This is a genomic window from Microbacterium sp. Leaf179 (genome assembly GCF_001423785.1).
Taxonomy (GTDB): domain Bacteria; phylum Actinomycetota; class Actinomycetes; order Actinomycetales; family Microbacteriaceae; genus Microbacterium.
In genome coordinates this window covers 318,872-344,068 of record NZ_LMPH01000003.1, presented here as the reverse complement: position 1 = coordinate 344,068, position 25,197 = coordinate 318,872, and the positions used below count along the sequence as shown (strand labels likewise).

General features: G+C 70.8%; 21 protein-coding genes. 5 read left to right on the top strand and 16 right to left on the bottom strand.

What is annotated here, in order from left to right:
- Window positions 1-54 precede the first annotated feature (54 nt).
- Together ASF96_RS13155 and ASF96_RS13150 are read left to right on the top strand one after the other, a co-directional pair.
- On the top strand, window positions 55-651 hold the full coding sequence (locus ASF96_RS13155; RefSeq protein WP_055939935.1) for a vitamin K epoxide reductase family protein: 597 nt from the start codon (window positions 55-57) through the stop codon (window positions 649-651).
- Window positions 652-732: 81 nt separating this feature from the next.
- A complete protein-coding gene (locus tag ASF96_RS13150) occupies window positions 733-969 on the top strand; it encodes a PLDc N-terminal domain-containing protein (protein ID WP_055836914.1) in 237 nt (78 codons plus the stop codon).
- Window positions 970-1,080: 111 nt separating this feature from the next.
- Here ASF96_RS13150 and ndk read toward each other — a convergent pair whose 3' ends face one another.
- The 8 genes from ndk to ASF96_RS13110 all read right to left on the bottom strand — a co-directional run bounded on the left by ndk (window position 1,081) and on the right by ASF96_RS13110 (window position 12,535).
- A complete protein-coding gene (gene ndk, locus ASF96_RS13145; RefSeq protein WP_055939933.1) occupies window positions 1,081-1,497 on the bottom strand; it encodes a nucleoside-diphosphate kinase in 417 nt (138 codons plus the stop codon).
- 3 nt (window positions 1,498-1,500) lie between these two features.
- Window positions 1,501-1,914 (bottom strand): DUF4233 domain-containing protein, encoded by a 414-nt coding sequence (locus ASF96_RS13140; RefSeq protein WP_308447287.1) that lies wholly within the window; start codon window positions 1,912-1,914, stop codon window positions 1,501-1,503.
- On the bottom strand, window positions 1,911-3,263 hold the full coding sequence (locus ASF96_RS13135) for a bifunctional folylpolyglutamate synthase/dihydrofolate synthase (protein WP_055939929.1): 1,353 nt from the start codon (window positions 3,261-3,263) through the stop codon (window positions 1,911-1,913). The genes ASF96_RS13140 and ASF96_RS13135 overlap by 4 nt, the downstream gene beginning before the upstream one ends.
- On the bottom strand, window positions 3,260-6,673 hold the full coding sequence (gene ileS, locus ASF96_RS13130; RefSeq protein ID WP_055940048.1) for an isoleucine--tRNA ligase: 3,414 nt from the start codon (window positions 6,671-6,673) through the stop codon (window positions 3,260-3,262). Before ileS ends, ASF96_RS13135 begins: the two co-directional genes overlap by 4 nt.
- An 834-nt stretch (window positions 6,674-7,507) precedes the next feature.
- The gene (locus ASF96_RS13125) at window positions 7,508-9,127 is read right to left on the bottom strand and encodes a dipeptide ABC transporter ATP-binding protein (protein ID WP_235560609.1); all 1,620 of its coding nucleotides are present in this window, start codon (window positions 9,125-9,127) and stop codon (window positions 7,508-7,510) included.
- A complete protein-coding gene (locus tag ASF96_RS13120) occupies window positions 9,124-9,933 on the bottom strand; it encodes an ABC transporter permease (RefSeq protein ID WP_055836902.1) in 810 nt (269 codons plus the stop codon). The genes ASF96_RS13125 and ASF96_RS13120 overlap by 4 nt, the downstream gene beginning before the upstream one ends.
- Window positions 9,930-10,907 carry an ABC transporter permease gene (locus ASF96_RS13115; protein WP_055939927.1) on the bottom strand — a complete coding sequence of 326 codons (978 nt, stop codon included), beginning with the start codon at window positions 10,905-10,907 and terminating at the stop codon, window positions 9,930-9,932. Before ASF96_RS13115 ends, ASF96_RS13120 begins: the two co-directional genes overlap by 4 nt.
- 14 nt (window positions 10,908-10,921) lie before the next feature.
- Window positions 10,922-12,535: an ABC transporter substrate-binding protein gene (locus ASF96_RS13110; RefSeq protein ID WP_055836895.1), complete on the bottom strand. Its 1,614-nt coding sequence runs from the start codon at window positions 12,533-12,535 to the stop codon at window positions 10,922-10,924.
- A 244-nt stretch (window positions 12,536-12,779) separates the two neighbouring features.
- Between ASF96_RS13110 and valS the strand changes: the two genes are divergently transcribed.
- A complete protein-coding gene (valS, locus tag ASF96_RS13105; RefSeq protein ID WP_055939925.1) occupies window positions 12,780-15,347 on the top strand; it encodes a valine--tRNA ligase in 2,568 nt (855 codons plus the stop codon).
- The gene (locus ASF96_RS13100; RefSeq protein ID WP_055939923.1) at window positions 15,347-15,595 is read left to right on the top strand and encodes a hypothetical protein; all 249 of its coding nucleotides are present in this window, start codon (window positions 15,347-15,349) and stop codon (window positions 15,593-15,595) included. The genes valS and ASF96_RS13100 overlap by 1 nt, the downstream gene beginning before the upstream one ends.
- 1 nt (window position 15,596) lies before the next feature.
- On the opposite strand, the gene ASF96_RS13095 is transcribed toward ASF96_RS13100, so the two are convergent.
- Together ASF96_RS13095 and ASF96_RS13090 are read right to left on the bottom strand one after the other, a co-directional pair.
- Window positions 15,597-15,809 carry a hypothetical protein gene (locus ASF96_RS13095; protein ID WP_055939921.1) on the bottom strand — a complete coding sequence of 71 codons (213 nt, stop codon included), beginning with the start codon at window positions 15,807-15,809 and terminating at the stop codon, window positions 15,597-15,599.
- Complete coding sequence (locus ASF96_RS13090) at window positions 15,806-16,399, bottom strand: winged helix-turn-helix domain-containing protein (RefSeq protein ID WP_055939919.1); 594 nt, start codon at window positions 16,397-16,399, stop codon at window positions 15,806-15,808. Before ASF96_RS13090 ends, ASF96_RS13095 begins: the two co-directional genes overlap by 4 nt.
- A gap of 81 nt (window positions 16,400-16,480) precedes the next feature.
- Here ASF96_RS13090 and ASF96_RS13085 point away from each other — a divergent pair, with 81 nt between their 5' ends.
- Window positions 16,481-18,532, top strand: a complete 2,052-nt coding sequence (locus ASF96_RS13085; protein ID WP_055939917.1) for a M3 family metallopeptidase — start codon at window positions 16,481-16,483, stop codon at window positions 18,530-18,532.
- Between the two features lie 69 nt (window positions 18,533-18,601).
- Here ASF96_RS13085 and ASF96_RS13080 read toward each other — a convergent pair whose 3' ends face one another.
- From ASF96_RS13080 to tig, 6 genes are all read right to left on the bottom strand, one after another.
- Window positions 18,602-19,723 (bottom strand): epoxide hydrolase family protein, encoded by a 1,122-nt coding sequence (locus ASF96_RS13080; RefSeq protein WP_055939915.1) that lies wholly within the window; start codon window positions 19,721-19,723, stop codon window positions 18,602-18,604.
- A gap of 159 nt (window positions 19,724-19,882) precedes the next feature.
- A complete protein-coding gene (gene clpX, locus ASF96_RS13075) occupies window positions 19,883-21,151 on the bottom strand; it encodes an ATP-dependent Clp protease ATP-binding subunit ClpX (RefSeq protein WP_055939913.1) in 1,269 nt (422 codons plus the stop codon).
- A gap of 269 nt (window positions 21,152-21,420) precedes the next feature.
- Window positions 21,421-22,083 (bottom strand): ATP-dependent Clp protease proteolytic subunit, encoded by a 663-nt coding sequence (locus tag ASF96_RS13070; RefSeq protein WP_055836869.1) that lies wholly within the window; start codon window positions 22,081-22,083, stop codon window positions 21,421-21,423.
- Between the two features lie 23 nt (window positions 22,084-22,106).
- Window positions 22,107-22,691 (bottom strand): ATP-dependent Clp protease proteolytic subunit, encoded by a 585-nt coding sequence (locus tag ASF96_RS13065; protein WP_055836866.1) that lies wholly within the window; start codon window positions 22,689-22,691, stop codon window positions 22,107-22,109.
- 78 nt (window positions 22,692-22,769) lie between these two features.
- A complete protein-coding gene (locus ASF96_RS13060; protein WP_055939911.1) occupies window positions 22,770-23,258 on the bottom strand; it encodes a tetratricopeptide repeat protein in 489 nt (162 codons plus the stop codon).
- A 427-nt stretch (window positions 23,259-23,685) separates the two neighbouring features.
- Window positions 23,686-25,155, bottom strand: a complete 1,470-nt coding sequence (tig, locus tag ASF96_RS13055; RefSeq protein ID WP_055939909.1) for a trigger factor — start codon at window positions 25,153-25,155, stop codon at window positions 23,686-23,688.
- Window positions 25,156-25,197 lie beyond the last annotated feature (42 nt).

Sequence of the window (25,197 nt, the reverse complement as noted above, 5' to 3'; positions counted from 1 at the left end):
CGACGACGAGCCGTCTTCAGCCGGCGGAGAAGTCAGCGGTGGCAGAATCGCGGCATGAGCGAAACCGTCACGACCCGTCGTCCGATCGTCACGGCGGTCTGGCTCATCTTCGCCGGGATCGTCGGCTGGTGGGCGGCGTTCTCGCTGACGATGGAGCGGTTCCACCAGCTCATGGATCCCACGGCCGCCGCGTCGTGCGACTTCAGCGTCCTCGTGCAGTGCTCGGCCAATCTGCAGTCGTCGCAGGGAAGCGTGTTCGGCTTCCCCAACCCGATCATCGGTCTGTCGGCGTGGATCGCCCCCATCGTGGTCGGGGTCGCGCTGCTGGCCGGCGCCCGATTCGCGCGCTGGTTCTGGGCCCTCTTCTGGCTGGGCTTCGCTCTGGCGCTGACCTTCGTCATCTGGCTGATCGCGCAGAGCCTGTTCGTTCTGGCCACTCTCTGCCCGTGGTGCATGGTGACGTGGTCGGTCGTCATCCCCTCGTTCTTCGTCGTGACCCTGCACGTGCTGCGCGAGGGCGTCGTTCCGGGCGCGCGGGTGCGCGAGGTCGCCGACCGTCTCATGGTGTGGGTGCCCTTGATGAGCATCGTGGCCTTCGCCGTCATCGCGGTGATCGCGCAGCTGCGGCTGGATGTGCTCGCGCAGCTGTGAGGCCACGGCGGCCCCGACCCGCCGGCCCGGCGATGGGCATCCGAGTCGCGCGGCTCGCCTCGCGGGCCCTATCCTCCAGGAATGGATGCGATGAACCCGCTGGTGCCGGCCGCGTACGACGTCGTGTGGGCGGTCGTCGCACTGGTCGCGTTCGCTCTCGCCGTCTGGGCGATCGTCAGCCTGTCCCGCGGAGCGGCCCGCCTGTCGTCCCTGACGGTGGTGCTGTGGGCCGTGGTGATTCTGCTCGTCCCCGTTCTCGGACCGGTCGCCTGGCTCGCCGCCGGTCGTCGTGCGGGGCGCGGGGTGGCGCGCAGCTGAGCGACGCGCTGCCGCACGGGTCCGATTCGAGAGACCGCGCGGCCGCGCGGGCCGATCAGACGACGATGGCCGCCACCCCCTCGGGGGCGGCGGCCATCTCGGCATCCGGGATCAGGCGAACCAGATCGCCAGTTCGCGTTCGGCGGACTCGACGCTGTCGCTGCCGTGCACGAGGTTCTGCTGCACCTTGAGGCCCCAGTCGCGGCCGAAGTCGCCGCGGATGGTGCCGGGGGCGGCCGTGGTCGGGTCGGTGGTGCCGGCCAGCGAGCGGAAGCCCTCGATCACGCGGTTCCCGGCGAGGCGGATCGCGACGGACGGGCCCGAGAGCATGAACTCCAGCAGCGGCTCGTAGAAAGGCTTGCCCTCGTGCTCGGCGTAGTGCTGGGCGAGGCGGTCACGGTCGGGCTCGACGAGGCGGATGTCGACGAGCGCGTAGCCCTTCGCCTCGATGCGGGCGAGGATGGCGCCGGTCAGTCCGCGGGCGACGCCGTCGGGCTTGACCAGGACGAGGGTCTCTTCGGTAGCCATGGGTCATTCTCCGTTCGAGAGGTCGGGGTGAGCGGCGCGTCGGGCGTTCTGCCGATCCAGTGCCGCTCCCTTGATGGTGGCATACGCCCACATGCCGCCGAAAATGAGGGCGACCACCGCGAGGGCGGGAACGAGGAATCCGCCGAGCAGCAACAGGATCTGCAGTCCCCAGCCGACGACGATCGCCGCGCGGTGCTGCAGGAGCCCCGCCACGGCGACCATGGCGACCGCCATGACGACACCGCCGACGATGCCCCACCAGGGTTCGATGCCGAAGGGCAGCACCTTGAGGCCGTAGACGACCAGGCCGCCGAGGAACACCACGATCGACTCGAAGCCGAGCACGACGGCGCCGAGCGACTCGAGCGCACCGCGCCGTCGCCGCACGCGCGGGGTCCGGGGGGTGCGCGGGCTCACGCCTGCCACCCCGACTTCCAGTCCTCGAGCTCCGACAGGCGCAGCGCCTCGCCCGCGAGCACGACGGAACCGGCGATGATGACCGCGCGCCGGTCGGATTCGGCGGCCCACGCGCGCGCCGCGTCGGCGGCGTCTTCGAGCGTCGGGTGCACGGTGACGGGCAGGTCGGCCGCCTCGGCGACGTCGGCGATCACGTCGGGGTCGCTGGCGCGGTCGCTCGCGGGGGCCGTGGCGAACACGCGCGCGACGGCGGGCACGAGCGCCGACATGATGCCCCGGGCGTCCTTGCCGTCCAGGATGCCGACGACGGCACCCCACTCGTCGATGTCGAACGCCTCGTCGAGGGCGGCGACGAGCGCGCGGGCGCCGTGCGGGTTGTGCGCCGCGTCGACGAAGACGGTCGGCGCCGTCCCGACGAGCTGAAGGCGCCCGGGCGAGGTGGCGTTCGCGAGGCCGTCGGCCACGACCTCGGCGGCCAGGGGCTGCGTGCCCCCGCCGATGAGCGACTCCACGGCCGCGACCGCCAGGGCGGCGTTGGTGCCCTGGTGGGCGCCGTACAGCGGCAGGTACAGCTCGGGGTACGACCCCGCGACCCCGCGGATCGTCAGCATCTGCCCGCCGACGGCCAGCGCCTGGGCCTCGAGCGCGAAGCCGTCGCCGGCCACCGACACGGTCGCGCCCTCTTTCTCGGCGCGTGCGCGGATGACGCGGAGCGCCGCGTCGGGCTGCGCGGCCGAGACGACGGCGGCGCCGGGCTTGATGATGCCCGCCTTGACCGTCGCGATCTCGGTGATCGTGGAGCCCAGGCGGTCGGTGTGATCGATGTCGATGGGCGTGAAGACCGCGACGTCGCCGTCGGCGGTGTTGGTGGAATCCCACTCCCCGCCCATGCCGACCTCGAGAACCAGCACGTCGATCGGCGCGTCGGCGCAGACCACGAAGGCCAGCACCGTCAGCAACTCGAAGAACGTCAGCGGCGCATCGTCGGCGGCGGTGAGCTCGGCGTCGACCATGTCGACGAACGGCGTGATCTCGTCCCACGCGTCGGCGATCGCGGCATCCGCCACCGGTTCGCCGTCGATGAGGATCCGCTCGGTGAAGCGCTCGAGGTGCGGGCTCGTGAACAGGCCCGTGCGCAGTCCCAGGCCGCGAAGCAGGCTCTCGATCATGCGGCTGGTCGAGGTCTTGCCGTTCGTGCCCGTGACGTGGATGACGCGGTAGGTGCGCTGCGGGTCGGCGAGCAGCTCGAGCACTCGGCGGGTGCGCTCGACGCGCGGCTGCACCCACTGCTCCCCCTGGCGTTCCAGCAGGGCGCTGTACACGGCGTCGGCTCGGGTGCGGTCGCTCATGCGGTCCCTCCGATGCGTGCGACGGCGACGGTGACGGCACCCACGTTCGCGTAGGTCTTCGCGGCGATCTGGGTCTCGTACTCGGCGGGGGCGATGGCCCCGCGTTCGATGAGCCTTCCCTCGGGGCCGGCGAGCACGACGGCTTCGGCGAGGGTCTCGGATGCCACGCCGGCGACGTCGAACGCCTGGGCGACCGCCCGCGCGTCGGCGTCGTCGACGAAGGTGAGCGAGAGGAAGATCCGGTCGCTCACGTCGAAGCCGGCGGCCTTGCGGGTGTCCTGGATGCCGCGGATCATGTCGCGCGCCAGGCCCTCGGCTTCGAGCTCGGGGGTGGTGACGGTGTCGAGCAGCACGAAGCCGCCCGTCGCCAGCACGGCGAGAGCTTCGCCCTCGGGACGACCCGCGGTCTCGACCACGAGATCGTACTCGGCGGGCTCCAGCGCGATGCCGCCGGCGACGACCCGTCCGTCGACCTCGTTCCAGTCGCCCTCGCGAGCGGCCTTGATCGCCTGCTGCACCTGCTTGCCCAGACGGGGACCCGCCGCGCGGGCGTTGACCGACAGGCGGTGCGTGATGCCGTACTCGGCGGCGGTACCGGCCTGCAGGGTGACCTGCTCGACGTTCTTCACGTTGAGCTCCTCGCGCAGGATGTCGTCGAACTGCGCCAAGCCGGTGGCATCCGGAGTCACCACCGTCAGGCGCGGCAGCGGCAGGCGCACGCGCTTGCCCTCGCGCTTGCGGAGCGCGTTGGCGACGCTGGAGACGTCGCGGACGGTGTCCATCGCCGTGCGGATGTCGGCGGCCGCGGGGAACGCGTCGGCGTCGGGCCAGTCGGTCAGGTGCACGCTGCGCCCACCCGTCAGGCCCTGCCACACGCGCTCGGTCACCAGCGGCAGCAGCGGGGCGGCGACGCGGGTGAGTGTCTCGAGCACGGTGTAGAGCGTGTCGAAGGCCTCACGGCTGGTCGGGTCGTCGGTCACGCCCACCCAGAAACGGTCACGCGAGCGACGGATGTACCAGTTGGTCAGCACCTCGGCGAAGTCGCGCAGACGCTCGGCCGCGGTCGTGGAGTCGAGCCCCTCGAGGTCGGCGGCGACGCCCTTCACCAGGTCACCGGTGAGGGCGAGGATGTAGCGGTCGAGCACGTCGGTGGAGTCGGTGCGCCACTCGGCCGTGTAGCCCTCCCCCGACGCGTTCGCGTAGGTGGCGAAGAAGTACCACGCGTTCCACATCGGCAGCAGGAACTCGCGCACCCCCGAGCGGATGCCCTCCTCGGTCACGACGAGGTTGCCGCCGCGCAGCACGCTCGACGACATGAGGAACCAGCGCATGGCGTCCGAGCCGTCGCGGTCGAACACCTCGCGCACGTCGGGGTAGTTGCGCAGCGACTTCGACATCTTCTGCCCGTCGTTGCCCAGCACGATGCCGTGGCACGACACACCCGTGAAGGCCGGGCGGTCGAAGAGCGCGGTCGAGAGAACGTGCATGACGTAGAACCAGCCGCGCGTCTGCCCGATGTACTCGACGATGAAGTCGGCGGGGGCGTGCTCGTCGAACCACTCGTGGTTCTCGAACGGGTAGTGCACCTGCGCGAACGGCATGGAGCCCGAGTCGAACCAGACGTCGAGCACGTCTTCGATGCGTCGCATCGTCGAGCGTCCCGTCGGGTCGTCGGGGTTCGGGCGCGTGAGGTCGTCGATGTAGGGGCGGTGCAGGTCGACCTCACCGTCGCCGTTCACCGGCAGGCGGCCGAAGTCGGCCTCGATGTCGGCGAGAGAGCCGTACACGTCGACGCGCGGATAGTTCGCGTCGTCGCTCTTCCACACCGGGATCGGCGAGCCCCAGTAGCGGTTGCGGCTGATCGACCAGTCGCGTGCGCCCTCGAGCCACTTGCCGAACTGACCTTCCTTGACGTTCTCGGGCACCCAGGTGATCTGCTGGTTGTTCGCCAGCAGGTCGTCCTTGATCTCGGTGACCCGCACGAACCAGCTCGACACGGCCTTGTAGATCAGGGGGTTCCGGCAGCGCCAGCAGTGCGGGTACGAGTGCTCGTACGACGCCTCGCGAAGCAGACGGCCCTGCTGCGTGAGCAGGCGGATGAGGGGCCGGTTGGCCTCCATCCACAGCTCGCCGGCCACGTCGGTCACGGCCGAGAGGAACCGGCCGCCGTCGTCGAGCGAGATGATCGTCGGCAGGCCCGCGGCGTCGGCGAGGCGCTTGTCGTCCTCACCGTACGCGGGCGCCTGGTGCACGATGCCCGTGCCGTCGCTGACGGTGACGTAGTCGTCGACGAGGATCTTCCAGGCGTTGCCGGTCCCCCACGTCTCGGCGTCGGCGTAGTAGTCGAAGAGGCGGTCGTACGACACTCCCTCGAGCTCGGAGCCGGTGAGCGTGGTCTGCACGGCCTGGCGGGCGGCATCCGGGGTCTCGTACCCCAGGTCCTTCGCGTAGCCCGGCAGCAGGTCTTCGGCGAGCAGATAGCGGTGGGCGGTGGCCTCGATCGCTTCGTCGGGGGTGCCGTCTGGGGCGCGGTGCACGTCGGCGGCACCGTGGGGACCGCCCTCGATCACCGCGTACCGGATGCCGGGACCCACGGCGAGAGCGAGGTTCGTCGGCAGGGTCCACGGCGTCGTCGTCCACGCCAGCGCCCGCACGCCGGTGAGCCCGAGCGCCTCGGCCTCCGCACCGACGAGCGGGAAGGTCACGGTGACCGAGGGGTCCTGGCGCATCTTGTAGACGTCGTCGTCCATGCGCAGTTCGTGCGTCGACAAGGGGGTCTCATCGCGCCAGCAGTAGGGCAGCACGCGGTAGCCCTCGTACGCGAGGCCCTTGTCGTGCAGGGTCTTGAAGGCCCAGAGCACGCTCTCCATGTAGGTCGTGTCGAGCGTCTTGTACCCGCGGTCGAAGTCGACCCAGCGGGCCTGGCGGGTGACGTAGTCCTGCCAGTCGCGCGTGTACTCCAGCACCGACTCGCGGGCCTTGGCGTTGAAGGTGGCGACCCCCATGCGCTCGATCTCGTCCTTCTCGGTGATCCCGAGCTGCTTCATGGCCTCGAGCTCGGCCGGGAGACCGTGGGTGTCCCACCCGAAGACGCGGTCGACCTTCTTGCCGCGCATGGTCTGGAAGCGCGGGAAGACGTCCTTGGCGTAGCCGGTGAGCAGGTGCCCGTAGTGCGGCAGGCCGTTGGCGAAGGGCGGGCCGTCGTAGAACACCCACTCCTCGCCGCCGTCGCGGTTCGCGATCGACGCGCGGAAGGTGTCGTCGGCCTCCCAGAACGCGAGGGTGTCGTTCTCGATCGCCGGGAAGCGAGGGCTCGGGACGACCGATGCCGCGGACGCCGGGGTGATGGCATCCGGGCTCGCGGACGCGTCGGCGGCGGGGCCGAAGGATGAGGGGCGTGGGTAGGTCATGTCACTCCGCGGGTCGAGGTTCACTCGCCGGGACGATCCTTGCGGACCGCGGTACCACCCTGCGTTGCGCCCTCTCGCGAGGACGCCTCTCTCACTGCGGCGATGACGGGCCTGCCCCGCTCGGTTCTACCGCGGGCCGTGACCCGTTTCTTCCGAGAGCTCCCCGGTGATGGCCGGATCGGTGCTGATGCGCCCAGTCTACGCGCTCGGGCTGTTGTGCGGTGCGGTGGGGTGCGGCGGGGCTTGAGGTTGCGTCGGGGGGGGGGTGGTGCGGGCGTGGGGCGGCGGTTGCGGGCGTGGGGCAGCAAGGGCGTTGAGTGTCCGAGACACGCCGCGTGTGGCGGTGCGGGTTCGGCGTGTCCTGGACACTCAACGGGGCTGCGCCCGCGCGGTCGGCACCCGGTGCCGCGGGCCGGGCGGGCGCGGGCGCGGGCCGGGCGGGCGCGGGCCGGGCGGGCGCGCGACCGAGTCGGCAGAGGCGTTGAGTGTCCAAGACACGCCGCATGGAGCGGTGCGGGCACGGCGTGTCCTGGACACTCAACGGGGCTGCGCCCGCGCGGTCGGGCGCCCGATGCCGCGGGCCGGACGGTGGCGCGCGCGGGCCGGACGGTGGCGCGCGCGGGCCGGGCAGGCGCGTGCGGGCCGGGCAGGCGCGTGCGGGCCGGGCAGGCGCGTGCGGGCCTCCAGAGGCGTTGAGTGTCCAGGACACGCCGCGTGAGGCTCTGCGGGTGCGGCGTGTCCTGGACACTCAACGGGGCTGCGCCCGCGCGGTCGGCCGCCCGCTGCCGACGGCCGGCAGTCGCGCAGTCGCGCGTGCGGGCGGGCGCGCGCAGCTCACCCGCCGGCGGACGGGCCGGTACCCACGCCCGCGGCGGCGAGCAACTCCCTCGTGAACGGATGCCGGGGATCGGCGAAGACGCACGACACCGTGCCCGAATCCACCACGCGGCCGTCCTTCATCACGATGACGTCGTCGGCGATCGAGGCCACGACGTCGAGGTCGTGCGTGATGAACACCATCGCGAGGTCGCGCTCGCGCTGGAGGGCGAGCAACCGTTCGAGGATCCGCTCGCGCACCGTCGCGTCGAGCGCCGACACCGGCTCGTCGAGCACGAGCAGGTCGGGGTCGGCGGCGAGGGCGCGAGCGATCGCGACGCGCTGGCGCTGACCGCCCGACAGCTGGGCCGGAAGCCGTCGGCCGAACGCCGGGCCGAGACCCACCTCGTCGAGCAGGTCGCCGACCGCGGCCCGACGGCTGGCCCGCGGCACACCCGCGGCGGCGACCGCCTCGCCGAGCGTGCGTCCGACGCTCCAACGCGGGTCGAGGGCGCCCCAGGGGTTCTGCTGCACGAGCTGCACGCGACGACGGGCGACGCCCTTCGCCGCGCGGGGCGACCACGGGCGGCCGTCGAAGGTCAGGGTCCCGGCATCCGGTTCGGCGACGCCGACGATCATGCGCGCGAGGGTCGTCTTGCCCGAGCCCGACTCCCCGACGACGGCGAGCGTGCGGCCGCGCCGCACGGCGAACGAGACGTCGTCGACCGCCGCGCGGTCGCCGAACCGCTTCGTCAGAGAGGTGCCCGAGGCCAGCGGCGCGTCGGTGCGGGGGGCGCGATGCAACGGCGGATGCCGGGTGGCATCGACCAGCGCACGGGTGTGGGGGTCTCGGGGGGCGGCCATCACCTCGGCCGTGGTCCCCGTCTCGATCGCGCGTCCGTCGTGCAGCACGATCACCCGGTCGGCGACACGGCGGACGGCAGCGAGGTCGTGGCTGATGAACACCACGGCCACGCCGCTGTCGGCGATCGCGCGCACCTGATCGAGCACGCGCGCCTGCACGGTGGCATCCAGTGCCGTCGTGGGCTCGTCGGCGACCAGGATGCCGGGATCCGCCGCCAGTGCCGAGGCGAGCAGCGCGCGTTGGCGCAGGCCGCCCGACAGCTCGTGCGGGTACTGCCGCACGCGACGGTCGGGTTCGGGCAGGGCCACGCGTTCCAGCACCGCGCGCACCCGATCGCGCAGGGCGTCGCCGCGCACGGCGGGTTCGTGGATGCGCAGGGGTTCGGCGACCTCGGCGCCGATCCGGCGCAGGGGGTCGAGCGAGACCAGGGCGTCCTGCGACACGAGGGCGATGCGACGTCCCCGGAGCCCGCGCCAGGCCCGCTCGCCGAGCGCGCGCGCGTCGACGCCGTCGATGCGCAGGGCGTCGGCGCTCCACGACAGCGTGCGCGGGAGCAGTCCGAGCAGGGCGCGAGCGCTCAGCGACTTGCCCGTGCCCGATTCCCCCACGATCGCGACGCACTCCCCCGGCGCGACGTCGAGGTCGAGTCCGCGGACGAGCTCGGTGTCGCCGGCGGCGATGCGCAGCCCGCGCACGTGCACGCCGCCCGCGCCGTTCCCGCCCGCGCCGCTCACACCCGCCGCCGCCGCGCCCCGCCCCTCTCGCCCGTTCACGCGCCGCGCTCCTCGGCCCGCGCGCGCAGGATACGACCGACGACGCTCACGCTGACCACCGTCGCGGTGATGGCGAGGCCCGGGAACACGGCGACCCAGGGCGCCTGCAGCAGCAGGTTGCGTCCGGCCGAGAGCATGAGTCCCCACTCCGGTGTCGGTTCGGTCGGTCCGAGGCCCAGGAAGCTCAGGCCCGCGGCGGCGAGGATGCTCGTGCCGATGCCGATGGTGCCCAGCACGCTCACCGCGCCGAGGACCCCCGGCAGCACGTGCCGCACGTGCACGGTGACCGCCGGAACCCCCACGATCCGCGCCGCTTCGACGTGCTCGGCGGCGGCCGAGGTGCGCGTCTGCGCGCGCGCCAGGCGCACGTACACGGGGACGGCGGCGATCGTGACGGCCACCGCGACGTTGACCGGCCCGGGACCGAGAACGGCGACGACCAGCAGCGCCACGAGGAACTCGGGGAACGCTAGCAGCACGTCGACGACGCGCATCGCCGCGGCGTCGACCAGGCGCGGTGCCATCGCCGACAGCGACCCGACGATCACGCCCACGACCAGCGCGAGCCCCGTCGCGAGCAGTCCGATGCCCACCGAGCGTCCCGCGCCGAAGACCACGCGCGAATAGACGTCGCGTCCGCTCTGGTCGGTGCCGAACCAGTGGGCGCCACTCGGCGGCTGGAGCGCCGCCCGCACGTCGGTCAGCAGCGGGTCGTGGGTGGCCAGCAGCCCCGGCGCGAAGGCGGCGAGGGCGACGACGGCGAGAACGGCGCCCGCCGTGCTCAGTGCGACGACGCGGCCCCTCACCCCGGCACCCCCACCCGGGCGCGCAGGGCGGCGTCGGCCCGCCGCAGCCGCGGGTCGAGCACGGGCACGACGAGGTCGACCACCGTGTTCACGACGACGAAGACGAGGGCGCTCAGCAGGATGACTCCCGTGATGACGGGCAGGTCGCGATCGGTGATCGCGGTGAGGGTCACGCGGCCGATTCCGGGACGCGCGAACACCGTCTCGACCAGCACCGCACCCCCCAGCAGCGAGCCGACGAGGTAGGCCGCGAGCGTCACGCCGCCGACGCTCGCGTGGCGCAGGGTGTGGTGCACGCTCTCGCGCAGTGGCGTCGCCCCGCGGGCACGGACGGTCGTGAGGAACGGTTCCCGTTCGGCCGACTCCACGCCGTCACGCAGCACCTGCGACAGCAGCGCGGCGACCGGCAGCGCGAGGGTCACCGCGGGCAGCACGAGGGCCGCGGCATCCCTCGCCCCCGACACGGGGAACCACCCGAGCTGGAAGGAGAAGACCGACAGCAGCACGAGTCCCGTCCAGAACACCGGCGAGGAGAGCACGACGAGTTCGATCCCGGATGCCAAGGCTCGGCCCGTCCGCCCGCGCACGAGCAGGGCGCTGGCCAGGGCCAGCAGCACCGCGATCACGAGTGCGAGGGCCGAGAGCTGCAGCGTGGGTCCGAGCTGACGCCCGATCACCTCGGTCACGGGCTGGCGCAACTGGTACGACTCCCCCAGGTCGCCGCGCAGCAGCCGGCCGAGGAAGGCGCCGTACTGCTCGAAGACCGGGCGGTCGAGGCCCAGCTCGCTGCGGATCCCGTCCTTCACCGCGTCGCCCACCTGCGCCTGCGGGCCGAGCATGACGTCGACGGGATCGCCGGGGATGATGCGGAACGCCACGAACGCCAGCGTCGCGGCCCCCCACAGCACCACGACGACGGATGCCACGATCCCGCCGATGCGCCTCAGCAGGGCGCGCGAGCGAGATCGTGGCATTCCGGGTCCGTGTCTCAGCCGACGGCGGCCGTGGCGAACAGCGGCCGACCGTAGAGGTCGAACGTCAGGCCGGTCACGTCGGGACGGACGGCGCTGATGAGCGCGGGGCTGTACAGGGGCACGATCGCGGCGTGCTGGGCGTTCCACTGCTGCACCTGGGCGTAGATCTCGGCGCGCGCGGTGGGGTCGGTGGTCGACGCGCCCTCGGCGAGCAGCGCGTCGACGCTGGGGTCGCTCACCTGCGAGGCGTTCTGGAAGCCGTCGGTGGCGAGGTGGCTGCGCAGCAGATCGGCGTCGACGCCCGAGAAGCCCCAGTCGGTGACGTCGTAGGTCTTCGGGCCGTACTGCTCGTTGTACGCACCGGGCTCCAGCACCTCGCGCTGCAGGTCGAATCCGACCGCCTTGAGGTCGCTCTGCACGGCGTTGGCGAGTGCGGCGCGGTCGTCGGGCACGGGGGTCCAGGCGATCCAGCGGGCCGTGAGGCGCTGGCCGTCCTTGGTGCGGATGCCATCGGCATCCCGTCCGGTCCATCCGGCCTCGTCGAGCAGGGCGCCCGCGGCTGCCGCGTCGAAGGGCCACGAGTTCTCGAGGCTCGCGTCGTAGCCGGGGGTCGTGGAGCCGAGGATGCTCCAGGCGCGCGGGTACTGGCCGAAGAAGATCTCCTGCACGGCGGTGTCGACGTCGATGGCCCGCGTGAAGGCCTGGCGCACCTTCTCGTCGGCGAAGACGCCGTACTTCTCGTTGAGGAACAGCGAGTAGGGCAGGCCGGGGTACTCGATCGACTCCACGGTGTCGTCGGCGGGGACCTGGCTGACGAGGTTCGGGGGCAGGTTGGTCACGACGTCGGCCTGGCCGCTCGACAGCGCGCCGACGCGCACCGAGGCCTCGGGCAGGATGTCGACGCGCAGGGTCTGGAACGCGGGCTTGCCGCCCCCGTCGGGGCCCCACGTGTAGTCGTCGTTGCGGGTGTAGACGATGTCCTGATCGGGCGTGTACTCGGTGAGCTCGAAGGGGCCGGTGCCGACCGTGACGCCAGGGCCGCCGGCCTTGAGCTGGTCGGCCTTCGTCTCGAGCACGGCCGGGGAGTAGAACCCGAGCAGCGCCGTGCTCGCGGCCTGCAGGAACGGGGCGTAGGGCTGCGAGAAACGCACGCGCACCGTGTGCTCGTCGACCACGTCGGTGCCGGCGTACAGGTCGCCGCCGAGCATGGATGCCGCCTGCGCCGACGCCGTGTCGGGATCGACGATGCGGTCGAAGTTCGCCTTCACGGCCGCCGCGTCGAAGGGCGTGCCGTCGTGGAAGGTGACGTCGGTGCGGAGGCGGAAGAGGTAGCTCGCGCCGCCGTCTTCGACGTCCCACGACTCGGCGAGCCACGGCGAGAACGAACCGTCGGCCTCCTGGAACACGAGCGAGTCGAGTACCGCGCGCTGCACCATGGCCGACACGTCGAGCTGGCTCGTCTGCGGGTCCATGTGCCCGGCCGAGAGGTTCGCGCCCTCGATCGCCCAGACGATCTCGCCGTCGCCCGAGGCGCCCGGGTCGGAGCCGGAGCACGCCGACAGGGAAAGGGCGGCGACCGCGGCGACGGCGACCGCCGACAGCACGCGACGGGAGAGCGAAGAAGGCATGGACGAACCTCAGAGTTTTCGATGGGGAGGTTTCAGACTACCCGGGTTCCTGGACGCGGTGCGGAAACCTCGACGCCGTGGGCCGTTGCGCACCTCGGCATCCACCCCACCCCACGGACTTTGCGCACATCGCCGAGCCCGCGCATGCCCGCGCCACGCGCGCACGGCGACCCCGGTATCCTGGAGTCCACACCCTTCAGGCACGCTCACACAGTGCCGCCCATATCGCTCGAGGAGTACTCCCATGGCCACGATTCCCGACAAGCCCGCCCTGGAAGGCCTCGAGCAGAAGTGGGACGCCGCGTGGAAAGAACGCGGCACGTACGTCTTCGACCGCCTGCGCGCCGCCGAGAGCGGCCGGCAGGGCGTCTACTCGGTCGACACCCCGCCGCCGACGGCATCCGGGAGCCTGCACATCGGTCACGTGTTCTCGTTCACGCACACCGACGTGAAGGTGCGCTTCGAGCGCATGCGCGGCAAGACCGTGTTCTACCCGATGGGCTGGGACGACAACGGCCTGCCCACCGAGCGCCGTGTGCAGAACTACTACGGCGTGCGCTGCGACCCCTCGCTCCCCTACGACGCCGACTTCACCCCGCCGTTCGCCGGCGGCGACAACAAGAGCAGCAAGGCCGCCGACCAGGTGCCGATCAGCCGCCGCAACTTCATCGAGCTCTGCGAGCAGCTCACGATCGAGGATGAGAAGCAGTTCGAGGAGCTCTTCCGCGAGCTGGGACTCAGCGTCGACTGGACGCAGACCTACCGCACCATCTCCGACGACTCGATCCGCACGAGCCAGCTGGCGTTCCTGCGCAACATCGAGCGCGGCGAGGCGTATCAGTCGATGGCGCCGACCCTGTGGGACGTCGACTTCCGCTCGGCGATCGCCCAGGCCGAGCTCGAAGACCGCGACCAGCCCGCCGCCTACCACCGCGTGGGGTTCGCGAAGACCGACGGCTCCGGCGATGTGTTCATCGAGACCACCCGCCCCGAGCTGCTCGCCGCGTGCGTCGCTCTCGTGGCCAACCCCGACGACGAGCGCTACCAGCCCCTCTTCGGCACGACCGTGCGCACCCCGCTCTTCGACGTCGAGGTGCCGGTGCTCGCCCACCCGCTCGCGCAGAAGGACAAGGGCTCGGGCATCGCCATGATCTGCACCTTCGGCGACGTGACCGACATCATCTGGTGGCGCGAGCTCGACCTTCCGAACCGCACGATCATCGGTAAGGACGGACGCATCGTCGCCGACGCCCCCGACGTGATCGTGACGGATGCCGCAAAGGCGGCGTACGGCGAACTCGCCGGCAAGACGGTCTTCAGCGCCAAGAAGCGCATCGTCGAGCTGCTGCAGGAGGCGGGTGCCATGGAGGGCGCCCCGAAGCCCTTCACCCACCCCGTGAAGTTCTTCGAGAAGGGTGACCGCCCGCTCGAGATCGTCTCGACGCGCCAGTGGTACATCCGCAACGGTGCGCGGGATGCCGAGCTGCGCGAGCGTCTCGTCTCGCTCGGGCGCGAGATGTCGTGGCATCCCGACTTCATGCGCGTGCGCTTCGAGAACTGGACCAACGGCCTCACCGGCGACTGGCTCGTCTCGCGCCAGCGCTTCTTCGGGGTGCCGATCCCCGTCTGGTACGCGCTGGATGAGAACGGGGAGCGTGACTACGCGCGCGTCCTGACGCCCGACCTCGCCGCGCTCCCGGTCGACCCGACGGTCGATGTGCCCCCGGGGTACACCGAGGGCCAGCGTGGAGTGGCCGGCGGCTTCGACCCCGAGCTCGACATCCTCGACACGTGGGCGACGTCGTCGCTCACCCCGCAGCTGGCCGGTGGCTGGCAGCGCGACGAGGAGCTGTGGAACCTCGTCGCACCGTTCGACCTGCGACCGCAGGGTCAGGACATCATCCGCACCTGGCTCTTCTCGACGATGCTGCGCAGCGCCCTCGAAGACGACCGGAGCCCCTGGTCGGATGCCGCGATCTCGGGCTTCATCGTCGACCCCGACCGCAAGAAGATGTCGAAGTCGAAGGGCAACGTCGTCACTCCCGCCGACATCCTGAAGCAGCACGGCTCCGACGCCGTGCGCTACTGGTCGGCGTCGAGCCGCCTGGGCACCGATGCCGCCTTCGACCCGCAGAACCCGACGCAGGTGAAGATCGGTCGGCGCCTGGCGATCAAGCTGCTGAACGCGGCGAAGTTCGTGCTGTCCTTCCCCGTGCCCGAGGGCGCCGAGGTCACGCACGACCTCGACGCGTCGATGCTCGCGACCCTGGATGCCGTCATCCGAGACGCGACCGCCGCCTTCGAGGCGTACGACCACGCGCGGGCGCTGGAGATCACCGAGTCGTTCTTCTGGACGTTCTGCGACGACTACCTCGAGCTGGTCAAGGAACGCGCGTACGACCAGTCCGACGTGGGTCAGGCGTCGGCAGCGCTCGCGCTGCGCACGGCCCTGTCGGCGCTCGTGCGCCTGTTCGCCCCGGTGCTGTCGTTCGCGGCCGAAGAGACGTGGTCGTGGTTCGAAGAGGGTTCGGTGCACACCGCCGCGTGGCCGGAGCCGCTCGGCATCGACGGCGACCCCGCCGTGCTCACCGCCGTCAGCGCCGCGCTGATCGGCATCCGTCGCGCCAAGACCGAGGCCAAGGCTTCGCAGAAGACGGCGGTCACCTCGCTCACCGTCTCGGGTCCGAACGTCGAGGCCCTGCGTCTGGCCGAGGGCGATCTGCGCGCCGTGGGCCGCATCGAGACCATCTCTTTCGTCGGGGCCGAGACCACCACGGTCACCGACATCGTGTTCGCACCCCAGGAGGACTGATGCAGCTCGGAACCCGTTGGACCGCCCGCGAGCAGCCGCCGAAGGCCGTGCCCGAGGCGCTGCACGCGCAGATCGCCGCGGTCGAGGCCGCACTCAGCCCCGACGGCCTGAGCGCCCCCGCCCCGCGGTGGACGCTCACGTTCCTCGAGGGGCGTGCGGTCGCCGAGCTCGACACCGGGGTCGTCGTGACCCAGGATGCCGCGGGCGAGGTCGTCGTGCGCTACGACGACGACGACGAGTTCGCCTGAGTCAGCGCACGCGCAGGTAGAACTCCGCCTCGGCATACGGCGACCGCCCCTCGCCTCGGGCGGCGCGCCGTGCTTCGCTGTTCACGGGCCTCATCGCCCGCGCCCGCATGCGGGACTCCGCGGCTCGGGCGAGCATGCGGGACAGACCCAGCAGGGCGCGGTCGAGGGCGGTGGGGGCGAGCGTGCGCGGCGCCGTGGTCGTGAGGGCGGTCATGAGGCGACTCCGTCGGCGGGAAGAGGGAAGACGTCGGCACGCATGGTCACCACGCGAACGTCGTCGCCGGTCTGATCGCGGTACCGGTCGGTCGTCTCGTCGATCACCGCCTGCAGGCGTGCGCTCAGGTCGGCCATCTGCGCCGACGTCAGTCGGGCGCTCGCGGTCGCGATGAGCGTGGCATCGCGCCAGTCGGGTGCTTCTTCCCAGCCGTCGCGCACGAAGCGCATGAGCTGCTGCTGCCGCAGGGTGAGGGTCTCGCTCGCGACGGCCTCCTGCACCGCACGACCGGCCGGGGTCTCGGCCAGCTCGGGGTTGGTGAGCGTGATCGCACCCACCGGGCGTTCCCACCAGCGCTCGCGAGCGGTGCCGCGCCCCTCGACCTCGCGGATGAGGTCGTGGCGCGCGAGCGCACGCAGGTGGTAGCTCGTCGCGCCCGTGGACTCCCCCGTGAGCGTCGCGAGGCCGCTCGCCGTCTGGGCGCCGTACTGGCTGAGCAGGTCGAACAGGCGGACGCGAAGCGGGTGGGCGAGCGCGCGGAGGGCACCGGCGTCGAGGACGCGTTCCCGGGGTCGGTTCTGCTCGGTCATGATGCAAAGATACCTTTGCAGGGGTTTCTTTGCAATCACTTCTTTGCATCCGGTCGCTGAACGCGTGACTACGCTGGAAAGATGACGGATGCCGTGACCAATCCCCTCCTCTCACCGCCCGCTCTCCCCTACGACCTGCCGCCCTACGGCAGCATCCGCGCCGAGCACTACCTGCCCGCGTTCCGCGCGGCGTTCGACGCCCACCGGGCCGAGGTCGACGCCATCACGGCGCAGACCGATGCTCCGACGTTCGAGAACACGCTCCTGGCGCTCGAGCGCAGCGGTGACCTGCTCGACCGCGTCGCGAGGGCGTTCTACACCGTGTCGTCGGCTGACGGAACGCCCGAGATCCAGGCCGTAGAGGAAGAACTCGCGCCGCTCCTGGCCGCGCACGGCGACGCCATTCAGCTCGACGCGGCCCTGTTCGCCCGCATCGCGGCGGTGCACTCCTCCCTCGACGACCTCGAGCTGGATGCCGAGAGCCGGTACCTCGTCGAACGCCACCACCGCGAGATGGCCCTCGCCGGCGCCGGTCTCGACGATGCGCAGAAGGCCCAGCTGACCGACCTCAATCAGCGGCTGTCGGTGCTCACCACCGCCTTCGAGAAGAACCTGCTCGCCGACACGAACGACCTCGCGGTCGTCTTCGACGACGTCGCCGAGCTCGACGGTCTCGGCGCCGGCGAACTGTCGGCCGCAGCCCAGGCGGCGACCGCCCGCGGTCTCGAGGGCCGCTACGTCGTCACCCTGACCCTGTACACCGGTCACCCCTACCTGGCGTCGCTCACCAACCGTGAGAGTCGCCGACGCCTGCTCGAGGCCTCCCGCTCGCGCGGGACCCGCGGCAACGCGCACGACAACCGTGCGGTGCTGCGCGACATCGTGCGACTGCGCGCCGAGCGTGCCGCCCTGCTGGGGTACCCGTCGCACGCCGCGGCCATCCTCGCCGACCAGACGGCCGGCTCCCCCACCGCCGTGCACGAGCTGCTGCGACGCCTGGCCGCCCCCGCCGCGGCGAACGCCCGCGCCGAGCAGGCCGCGCTCCAGCGCATCGCCGACGCCGACGGTATCGAGATCGAGGCGCACGACTGGGCGTTCTTCACCGAGAGGGTTCGGGCAGCCGAGTACGACCTCGATCGTGCGGCACTCCGGCCCTGGTTCGAGGCGGAGCGCGTGCTGCGCGACGGCGTGTTCTTCGCCGCGGAGCAGCTGTACGGCATCCGCGTGAGCGAGCGACACGACCTGCAGGGCTATCACCCCGACGTGCGCGTGTTCGAGGTGCACAACGCCGACGGCAGCGAGCTGGGCCTGTTCCTGCTCGACCTGTACACCCGCGACACCAAGCGGGGCGGCGCGTGGATGAACTCGATCGTCACGCAGTCGGCGCTGCGTGGCACCGCGCCCGTGGTGGTGAACAACCTCAACGTCAACAAGCCCGCGCCCGGTACGCCGACGCTGCTGACCCTCGACGAGGTCACCACGCTGTTCCATGAGTTCGGCCACGCTCTGCACGGGCTCTTCGCGACGGTCACGTACCCGCACTTCGCCGGTACCGCCGTGCACCGCGACTTCGTGGAGTTCCCCAGCCAGGTGAACGAGATGTGGATCCTCTGGCCCGAGATCTTGACGAACTACGCCCGCCACATCGACACCGACGAGCCCCTCCCCGCTGACGTCGTCGAACGCCTGCACGCGTCGGAGGCGTTCAACCAGGGCTTCGCCACGAGCGAGTACCTGGCGGCTTCGTGGATCGACCAGGCCTGGCACGGCCTGTCCGTCGACGAGGCGGCGGCCGAGATCGACGTCGCCGAGTTCGAGGCCGCCGCTCTGGCGGACATCGGCCTCGACATCCCGGCGGTGCCGACCCGGTACTCGTCGACGTACTTCGCCCACGTGTTCTCGGGCGGGTACAGCGCGGGCTACTACTCGTACATCTGGAGCGAGGTGCTCGACGCCGACACGGTCGAGTGGTTCCGCGCCAACGGTGGCGTGCGCCGCGAGAACGGCGATCGGTTCCGGCAGCGCCTGCTCGGCGTCGGCGGCTCGGCCGATCCGCTGGCGGCCTACCGCGACTTCCGCGGGCGCGACGCCGACATCCAGCCGCTGCTGGAGCGCCGCGGTCTCACGGGCTGAGGCGTCCCGCCGTGGCCCTCGCCGCCGACGGGCGTGTGCGGGGCCACGGCGGGACGTGATCGAGCACGCTCAGCTGGCGAGCGACTCGACGAAGTCGCCGACGCGCTGCGCCAACGCCTCCGGCACCTCGGCCGCGGTGAAATGCCCACCCTCGGACAGGCGCTCGAACACCCGCAGGTCGCGATAGAACGCCCGAGCCATCACCTCGGGGTAGTCGGCCTCATGGCGCTGGATGAAGACCGCAGCCGGCACGGTCGTCGTCGCGGCGGGCTCGGCGTCGGCGGAGTGATGGTCGAAGTAGGGCCGGAACGACGTCGCGATCGTCTGCGTGACCCAGTAGAGGGTCACCTCGGTGAGGATCCTCTCGCGCGAGATACGTGTCTCGAGCGAGCGCGGATCGTCGGTGTCGACGTCGGCCCACTCGACGAACTTCTCGACGATCCACGCCAGCAGGGCCGCGGGCGAGTCATTCAGGCCGACCGCCAGGGTGTCGGGCCGTGTCGCCTGCGCGTGGCTGTACGCACCGCCCGATGCGCGCTCGCGCTCCAGGTGAGCCTGGAACTCCTGCACCTCGGGGACCGCGGACAGGGTTGCGTCACTCGGCGCGGCGAAGTGGGGGTGCGTCGCGATGATGCCGGTCACCTGATTCGGATACCGCACCGCCAGAAGGTCGTTGATCGACGCCGAGACGTCTTCGCCGTAGGTGACGTAGGTCTCGTATCCGAGATGCTCGGTCATGAGTTCGTGCACGGACCGCACCAGCCGTTCATCGGTCATCGGCCCCTCCCGATAGGGCGTCGAGAAACCGAACCCGGGCAGGCTGACGACCACGACATGCATGCGAGACTGCAGGCGTTCCGCGAAGTCGAGCTGCAGGGCGAAGGTGTGCGGCCACCCGTGCATGACGAGCAGGGCCGGCGCCTCGGGGTCGGGCGCGCGGAGGTGGACGGCGTGCAACGTCGCCCCCTCGACGTCGACGAGCACCTGCGGGTGCGCGTTCAGCCACTCCTCGCGGGCGCGCCAGTCGAAGTCGGCCCAGGACTCCACCAGCTCGGCGAGGTAGTCGGCCGTCATGCCCGAGGCCGGTCGGCCCGGGGAATCCGGGAGCAGCCGGGAACGGCGCAGACGCTCTCGGAGGTCGACGAGGTCGTGCTCGGGAACGGAGATTCGAAAGGGTGTGACGCTGACCATGTCGCGAGGTTAGCGGCCACCTCCGACATCGCTCGCCGACGCTGCGGCTCGTCTGGTCACCGCCGGTGCAGGACCGCGTGTGCGGACGCTCGCGCTACGGCGCCGCCGTCGTTCGAAACGTCCCGATCTTCTCAGGCGAGACGAGCCGGGCGTTCGCGCTCAGGCGCTCCGGCGCTTCTGCGCGAGCACGATCGTCGGCGGCACACGGTCTTCGACCGACGCCCGCGTGATGACCACCTTGGCGATGTCATCGGCCGAGGGCACATCGAACATGATCGGTCCGAGCACGTCTTCGAGGATGGCGCGCAGACCGCGGGCACCCGTCTTGCGCAGCACCGCGAGGTCGGCGATGGCGCGCAGCGCGTCTTCGTCAAACTCCAGCTGGACGCCGTCGAGCTCGAACATGCGCTGGTACTGCTTGACCAGGGCGTTGCGCGGGGCGGTGAGGATCTCCATCAGCGCGTCCTGGTCGAGGGGCGAGACCGATGCCACGACGGGAAGGCGACCGATGAACTCGGGGATGAGACCGAACTTGTGCAGGTCTTCGGGAAGCGCCTCGCTGAAGAGGTCGGGCGCATCTTCTTTCCGCTGGAGCGGGGCGCCGAAACCGACGCCGTGCTTGCCGACGCGGGCGGAGATGATCTCTTCCAGCCCCGCGAAGGCGCCGGCCACGATGAACAGCACGTTCGTCGTGTCGATCTGGATGAACTCCTGGTGCGGGTGCTTGCGCCCGCCCTGCGGGGGAACCGACGCGACGGTGCCCTCGAGGATCTTCAGCAGGGCCTGCTGCACGCCCTCGCCCGACACGTCGCGCGTGATCGAGGGGTTCTCGGCCTTGCGGGCGATCTTGTCGACCTCGTCGATGTAGATGATGCCGGTCTCGGCGCGCTTGACGTCGAAGTCGGCGGCCTGCAGCAGCTTCAGCAGGATGTTCTCGACGTCTTCGCCGACGTATCCCGCTTCGGTGAGCGCCGTGGCATCCGCGACCGCGAACGGCACGTTGAGACGCTTGGCCAGGGTCTGCGCGAGGTAGGTCTTTCCGCAGCCGGTGGGACCGAGCAGCAGGATGTTGCTCTTGGCGATGTCGATCTCTTCGGCACGCGCCTCGGCGGGCTGCAGGGTGCCGTGCGAGCGCACGCGCTTGTAGTGGTTGTAGACGGCGACGGCGAGGGCACGCTTGGCGGCCTCCTGACCGACGACGTACTCCTCGAGGAACGAGAAGATCTCGCGGGGCTTGGGGAGGTCGAACTCGGCGACTTCTCCCGCCGAGGACTCGGCCATGCGCTCTTCGATGATCTCGTTGCACAACTCGACGCACTCGTCGCAGATGTACACGCCGGGACCGGCGATGAGCTGCTGCACCTGCTTCTGGCTCTTGCCGCAGAAGGAGCATTTGAACAGGTCGGCGCTTTCACCGATACGTACCATGCCGGTTCCTCCTGTCACCCGGCCCCCGCCGGTGTGTACCCGAGCCTAACCCGTGCCCGTACGAACCAAGGGCATTTGGGCCCGCGGCGGTGTCGTGATCGCCCAGGGCGGACGCCGGCATCCGTTCTCTCCCCCGTTTCCCGCGCGTGAGTCGCCGAGATATGTCGCTGCGGACCACCCTCGAGCGACGACTCTTGGCGAGTCGCGCGAGGAACGACGAAGCCCCGCAGACCGAAACGGGTCTGCGGGGCTTCGAGACGAGAAGCGCGTCAGGCGGTGAGAGCCGCGGGCATGCGCTTGCGCGTGGTCAGCACCTGGTCGACGAGGCCGTACTCGAGGGCCTCCTGCGCCGACAGGATCTTGTCGCGGTCGATGTCCTTGTTGATCTTCGCGACGTCCTGGCCGGTGTGGTGAGCCATCGTGTGCTCGAGCCAGGTGCGCATGCGCAGGATCTCCTGCGCCTGGATCTCGATGTCGGACGCCTGCCCGTGACCCGCTTCGCCCATGGCGGGCTGGTGGATCAGGATGCGGGCGTTCGGCAGCGCCAGGCGCTTGCCCGGGGCACCGGCGGCCAGCAGCACCGAGGCTGCCGATGCGGCCTGACCGAGCACGACGGTCTGGATCTGCGGCGAGACGTACTGCATCGTGTCGTAGATCGCCGTCATGGCCGTGAACGAGCCACCGGGCGAGTTGATGTACATGATGATGTCGCGGTCGGGGTCCTGCGACTCGAGAACGAGAAGCTGGGCCATCACGTCGTCGGCCGACGCGTCGTCGACCTGCACGCCGAGGAAGATCACGCGGTCTTCGAACAGCTTGTTGTATGGGTCCTGGCGCTTGTAGCCGTAGGCCGTGCGCTCCTCGAACTGAGGAAGAACGTAGCGGCTGCTGGGCATGTGCGACGCTGCGCCGCCGAAAGTGGGGATGTTCATGTCGGTGTCCTTTCCTCTCGGCCTCAGGCCGCGGTCCCGCCGCCGCCGGTGACGTCGGTGGCGTGCTCGCGCATGTGGTCGACGAAGCCGTACTCGAGAGCCTCGGCGGCGCTGAACCAGCGGTCGCGGTCGCCGTCGGCGTTGATCTGCTCGACGCTCTTGCCCGTCTGCGCGGCGGTGATCTCTGCCAGACGACGCTTCATGTCGAGGATGAGCTGCGCCTGCGTCTGGATGTCGCTCGACGTTCCGCCGAAGCCGCCGTGCGGCTGGTGCAGCAGAACGCGCGCGTTGGGCGTGATGTAGCGCTTGCCCTTGGTGCCGCTGGTCAGCAGCAGCTGACCCATCGACGCCGCCATGCCGATACCGACGGTCACGATGTCGTTCGGGACGAACTGCATCGTGTCGTAGATGGCCATGCCGGCGGTGATGGAGCCGCCGGGCGAGTTGATGTAGAGGTAGATGTCCTTCTGCGAGTCCTCTGCGGCCAGCAGCAGGATCTTGGCGCAGATCTCGTTGGCGTTATCGTCGCGCACCTCGGAACCGAGCCAGATGATGCGGTCCTTCAGCAGCCTGTCGAAGACGCTCGTTGCCATAAGGGGTTCGGGCATGTGTGCTCCTCTTCCGGTGATCTGCAACGAATCTACCGGCGGGCCGCGGGCCGGGATGCCGTGTTCGCCGCGGGCGGATCAGCGGGATCCGTCGGCGATTTCTTGCGCGTACCCGATCACCGAGCGGGTATAGCGCGGCAGGTGCGGCGCGAGGGCCCGGAGGGCGATGGATGCCGCCTGCTCGGGCGCACCGGTCGACACCAGCGCGAGGGCGTAGAACGCCGCAGCGGCATCGTGCAGCGGTCCGCGCGGTTCGCGCTCGTACTCGGCGCGGAGCAGTGCCAGGGCCTCCTCGGTCTTGCCGAGGTTGCGGATCGTGCTCGCCAGCTGGATGGTGGCGCGGGTGCGTCGCTCGTCGTCGAGGCCGAGGGCGAGCGCGCGGCGGTACAGCACCTCCGCCTCGTTCTCGACGCCCGCGGAGTCCCGTGCGCCGGCCCGCTCGAACAGCGCGACGGCGTCCTCGTCGGGCCGCTCCGCGGCCAGCTCGTCGATGCGTGCGATCACCGCCGTGGGTTCGAGCGTCTCGTCTGCCCACACGGCATCCACGCGGTTCTGCCAGTCGTCCATGTCGTCGCTCCGCCCTCTCGGCGTCGTCCTTCTCACTCGAGTGTCCACCACACGCCGCATCGCCGAAGCTGGCGCGGCGTGTCCTGCACACTCAACAGCATTCGGCGTCGGCGCCCGGCGCGCCGCCCCGCGCGTGCGCGCACCCCCGGGTTCGGGGCAGGGTGCGCACCCCCGGTCTCCGGCTCGCGGCGCGGCGCACCGCACGCCCGCTTGTCCGCGGGTTTACGCCCCGCGTGCGCACTCCCGGGTTTCGGCCCGCGGCCCGCGCGCCGTCCCGCGCGTATCCCTCCGGGGCGCAAACCCCCTGTTGAGTGTCCAAGACTCGCCGCTCAGAGCGCGCGGCGCGCGGCGTGTCTTGGACACTCAACAGAGAGTGCGGGAACGGGAAAGGGGGCGGATGCCGTAGCACCCGCCCCCTCGTCACGACTTACTCGCTCTCGGCGGCCTTGTCGTCTGCCTTCTTCTTGGCGGGCGCGCGCTTCTTGGCGGGAGCCTTCTTCGGAGCCTCCGCGGCGGGAGCCTCTTCGGCCTCGACGATGGCGTCGGCGTCGGCCGCGGCATCCGCGATCTCCTGCGCCTCTTCGACGACCTCGTCGTCACCCTCGGTGGGCTCTTCGCCCTCGACGGCGACGAAGCCGGTCAGGTCGACGGCCTTGCCGTTGGTGTCGACGACGGACACCTTGCCGAGCGCGATCGCGAGGGCCTTGTTGCGGGCGACCTCACCGACGAGCGCGGGCAGCTGGTTGCCCTGCTGGAGCGCGTTGACGAAGTCCTGCGGCGCCATGTTGTACTGCGCGGCCGACTGGATCAGGTACTGCGTGAGCTCGTCCTGCGACACCTGCACGTTGGCGTCTTCGGCGATCTTGTCGAGCACCATCTGCGTGCGGAACTGCTTCTCGCTCGCCTCGGTGACCTCGGCGCGGTGCTCGTCGTCTTCGAGGCGGTTCTCGCCCTCGAGGTGCGTGTGCACCTCGTCTTCGATGAGCGCCGGCGGAACCGGGATGTCGACGGCCTCGAGCAGGGCCTCGATGAACTTGTCACGCGCGGCGGAGCCCTGCGTGAACACGGCCTGCTGCGACACGCGCTCGCTCAGCGACTCGCGGAGCTCCGCGAGCGTGTCGAACTCCGACGCCATCTGCGCGAAGTCGTCGTCGGCGTCGGGGAGCTCGCGCTCCTTGACGGCGGTGATGGTCACCGCGACCTCGGCCTCTTCGCCCGCGTGGTCTCCGCCGACCAGCTTCGAGCGGAACGTGGTCTGCTCGTCGGCGGTGAGCGATTCGATGGCCTCGTCGATGCCCTCGAGCAGCTCGCCCGAGCCGACCTCGTACGAGACGCCCTCGGCGCGGTCGATCTCGGCGCCGTCGATGGTGGCCACCAGGTCGAGCTCGACGAAGTCACCGGTGGTCGCGGGGCGGTCGACCGTGACGAGCGTGCCGAAGCGCGCACGAAGGCGGTCGAGCTCGGCGTCGATGCCGGCCTCATCGGCCTCGACCGCGTCGACGGTCACCGTGAGGGTGTCGTAGGCGGGGAGGTCGAACTCGGGGCGAACGTCGACCTCGACGTCGATGACCAGGTCACCGGAGAAGTCCTTGAGCTCGGGGAGCTCGATGATCTCGGCGTTGGGGCGACCGATGACGCGCAGTTCCTGGTCGTCGACGGCCGCGCGGTAGAAACCGTCGAGGCCCTCGTTGACGGCGTGCTCGATGACCGCGCCGCGGCCCATGCGCTGATCGATGATCGGGGCGGGGACCTTGCCCTTGCGGAAGCCGGGGATCTGCACGTCGCGCGCGATGTGCTCGTAGGCGTGAGCGATGCTCGGCTTGAGCTCGTCGGGCGAGACCGTGATGTGGAGCTTGACCCGGGTGGGGCTGAGCTTCTCGACGGTGCTGTTGACCATGCGGTTCGTTCTCCTCGTGTGGCCCGCGCGCACGCGGGGGCC

Bases quoted from the DNA above. Each gene is read 5' to 3' on its own strand.
- ASF96_RS13100 (WP_055939923.1), top strand. From the start codon at position 15,347: ATGCAGCTCGGAACCCGTTGGACCGCCCGCGAGCAGCCGCCGAAGGCC.
- ASF96_RS13150 (WP_055836914.1), top strand. From the start codon at position 733: ATGGATGCGATGAACCCGCTGGTGCCGGCCGCGTACGACGTCGTGTGG.
- ASF96_RS13085 (WP_055939917.1), top strand. From the start codon at position 16,481: ATGACGGATGCCGTGACCAATCCCCTCCTCTCACCGCCCGCTCTCCCC.
- ASF96_RS13110 (WP_055836895.1), bottom strand. From the start codon at position 12,535: ATGCCTTCTTCGCTCTCCCGTCGCGTGCTGTCGGCGGTCGCCGTCGCC.
- ndk (WP_055939933.1), bottom strand. From the start codon at position 1,497: ATGGCTACCGAAGAGACCCTCGTCCTGGTCAAGCCCGACGGCGTCGCC.
- ASF96_RS13135 (WP_055939929.1), bottom strand. From the start codon at position 3,263: ATGAGCGACCGCACCCGAGCCGACGCCGTGTACAGCGCCCTGCTGGAA.
- valS (WP_055939925.1), top strand. From the start codon at position 12,780: ATGGCCACGATTCCCGACAAGCCCGCCCTGGAAGGCCTCGAGCAGAAG.
- ASF96_RS13155 (WP_055939935.1), top strand. From the start codon at position 55: ATGAGCGAAACCGTCACGACCCGTCGTCCGATCGTCACGGCGGTCTGG.
- ASF96_RS13115 (WP_055939927.1), bottom strand. From the start codon at position 10,907: ATGCCACGATCTCGCTCGCGCGCCCTGCTGAGGCGCATCGGCGGGATC.
- tig (WP_055939909.1), bottom strand. From the start codon at position 25,155: ATGGTCAACAGCACCGTCGAGAAGCTCAGCCCCACCCGGGTCAAGCTC.
- ileS (WP_055940048.1), bottom strand. From the start codon at position 6,673: ATGACCTACCCACGCCCCTCATCCTTCGGCCCCGCCGCCGACGCGTCC.
- ASF96_RS13080 (WP_055939915.1), bottom strand. From the start codon at position 19,723: ATGGTCAGCGTCACACCCTTTCGAATCTCCGTTCCCGAGCACGACCTC.
- ASF96_RS13070 (WP_055836869.1), bottom strand. From the start codon at position 22,083: ATGAACATCCCCACTTTCGGCGGCGCAGCGTCGCACATGCCCAGCAGC.
- ASF96_RS13090 (WP_055939919.1), bottom strand. From the start codon at position 16,399: ATGACCGAGCAGAACCGACCCCGGGAACGCGTCCTCGACGCCGGTGCC.
- clpX (WP_055939913.1), bottom strand. From the start codon at position 21,151: ATGGTACGTATCGGTGAAAGCGCCGACCTGTTCAAATGCTCCTTCTGC.
- ASF96_RS13060 (WP_055939911.1), bottom strand. From the start codon at position 23,258: ATGGACGACTGGCAGAACCGCGTGGATGCCGTGTGGGCAGACGAGACG.
- ASF96_RS13065 (WP_055836866.1), bottom strand. From the start codon at position 22,691: ATGCCCGAACCCCTTATGGCAACGAGCGTCTTCGACAGGCTGCTGAAG.
- ASF96_RS13095 (WP_055939921.1), bottom strand. From the start codon at position 15,809: ATGACCGCCCTCACGACCACGGCGCCGCGCACGCTCGCCCCCACCGCC.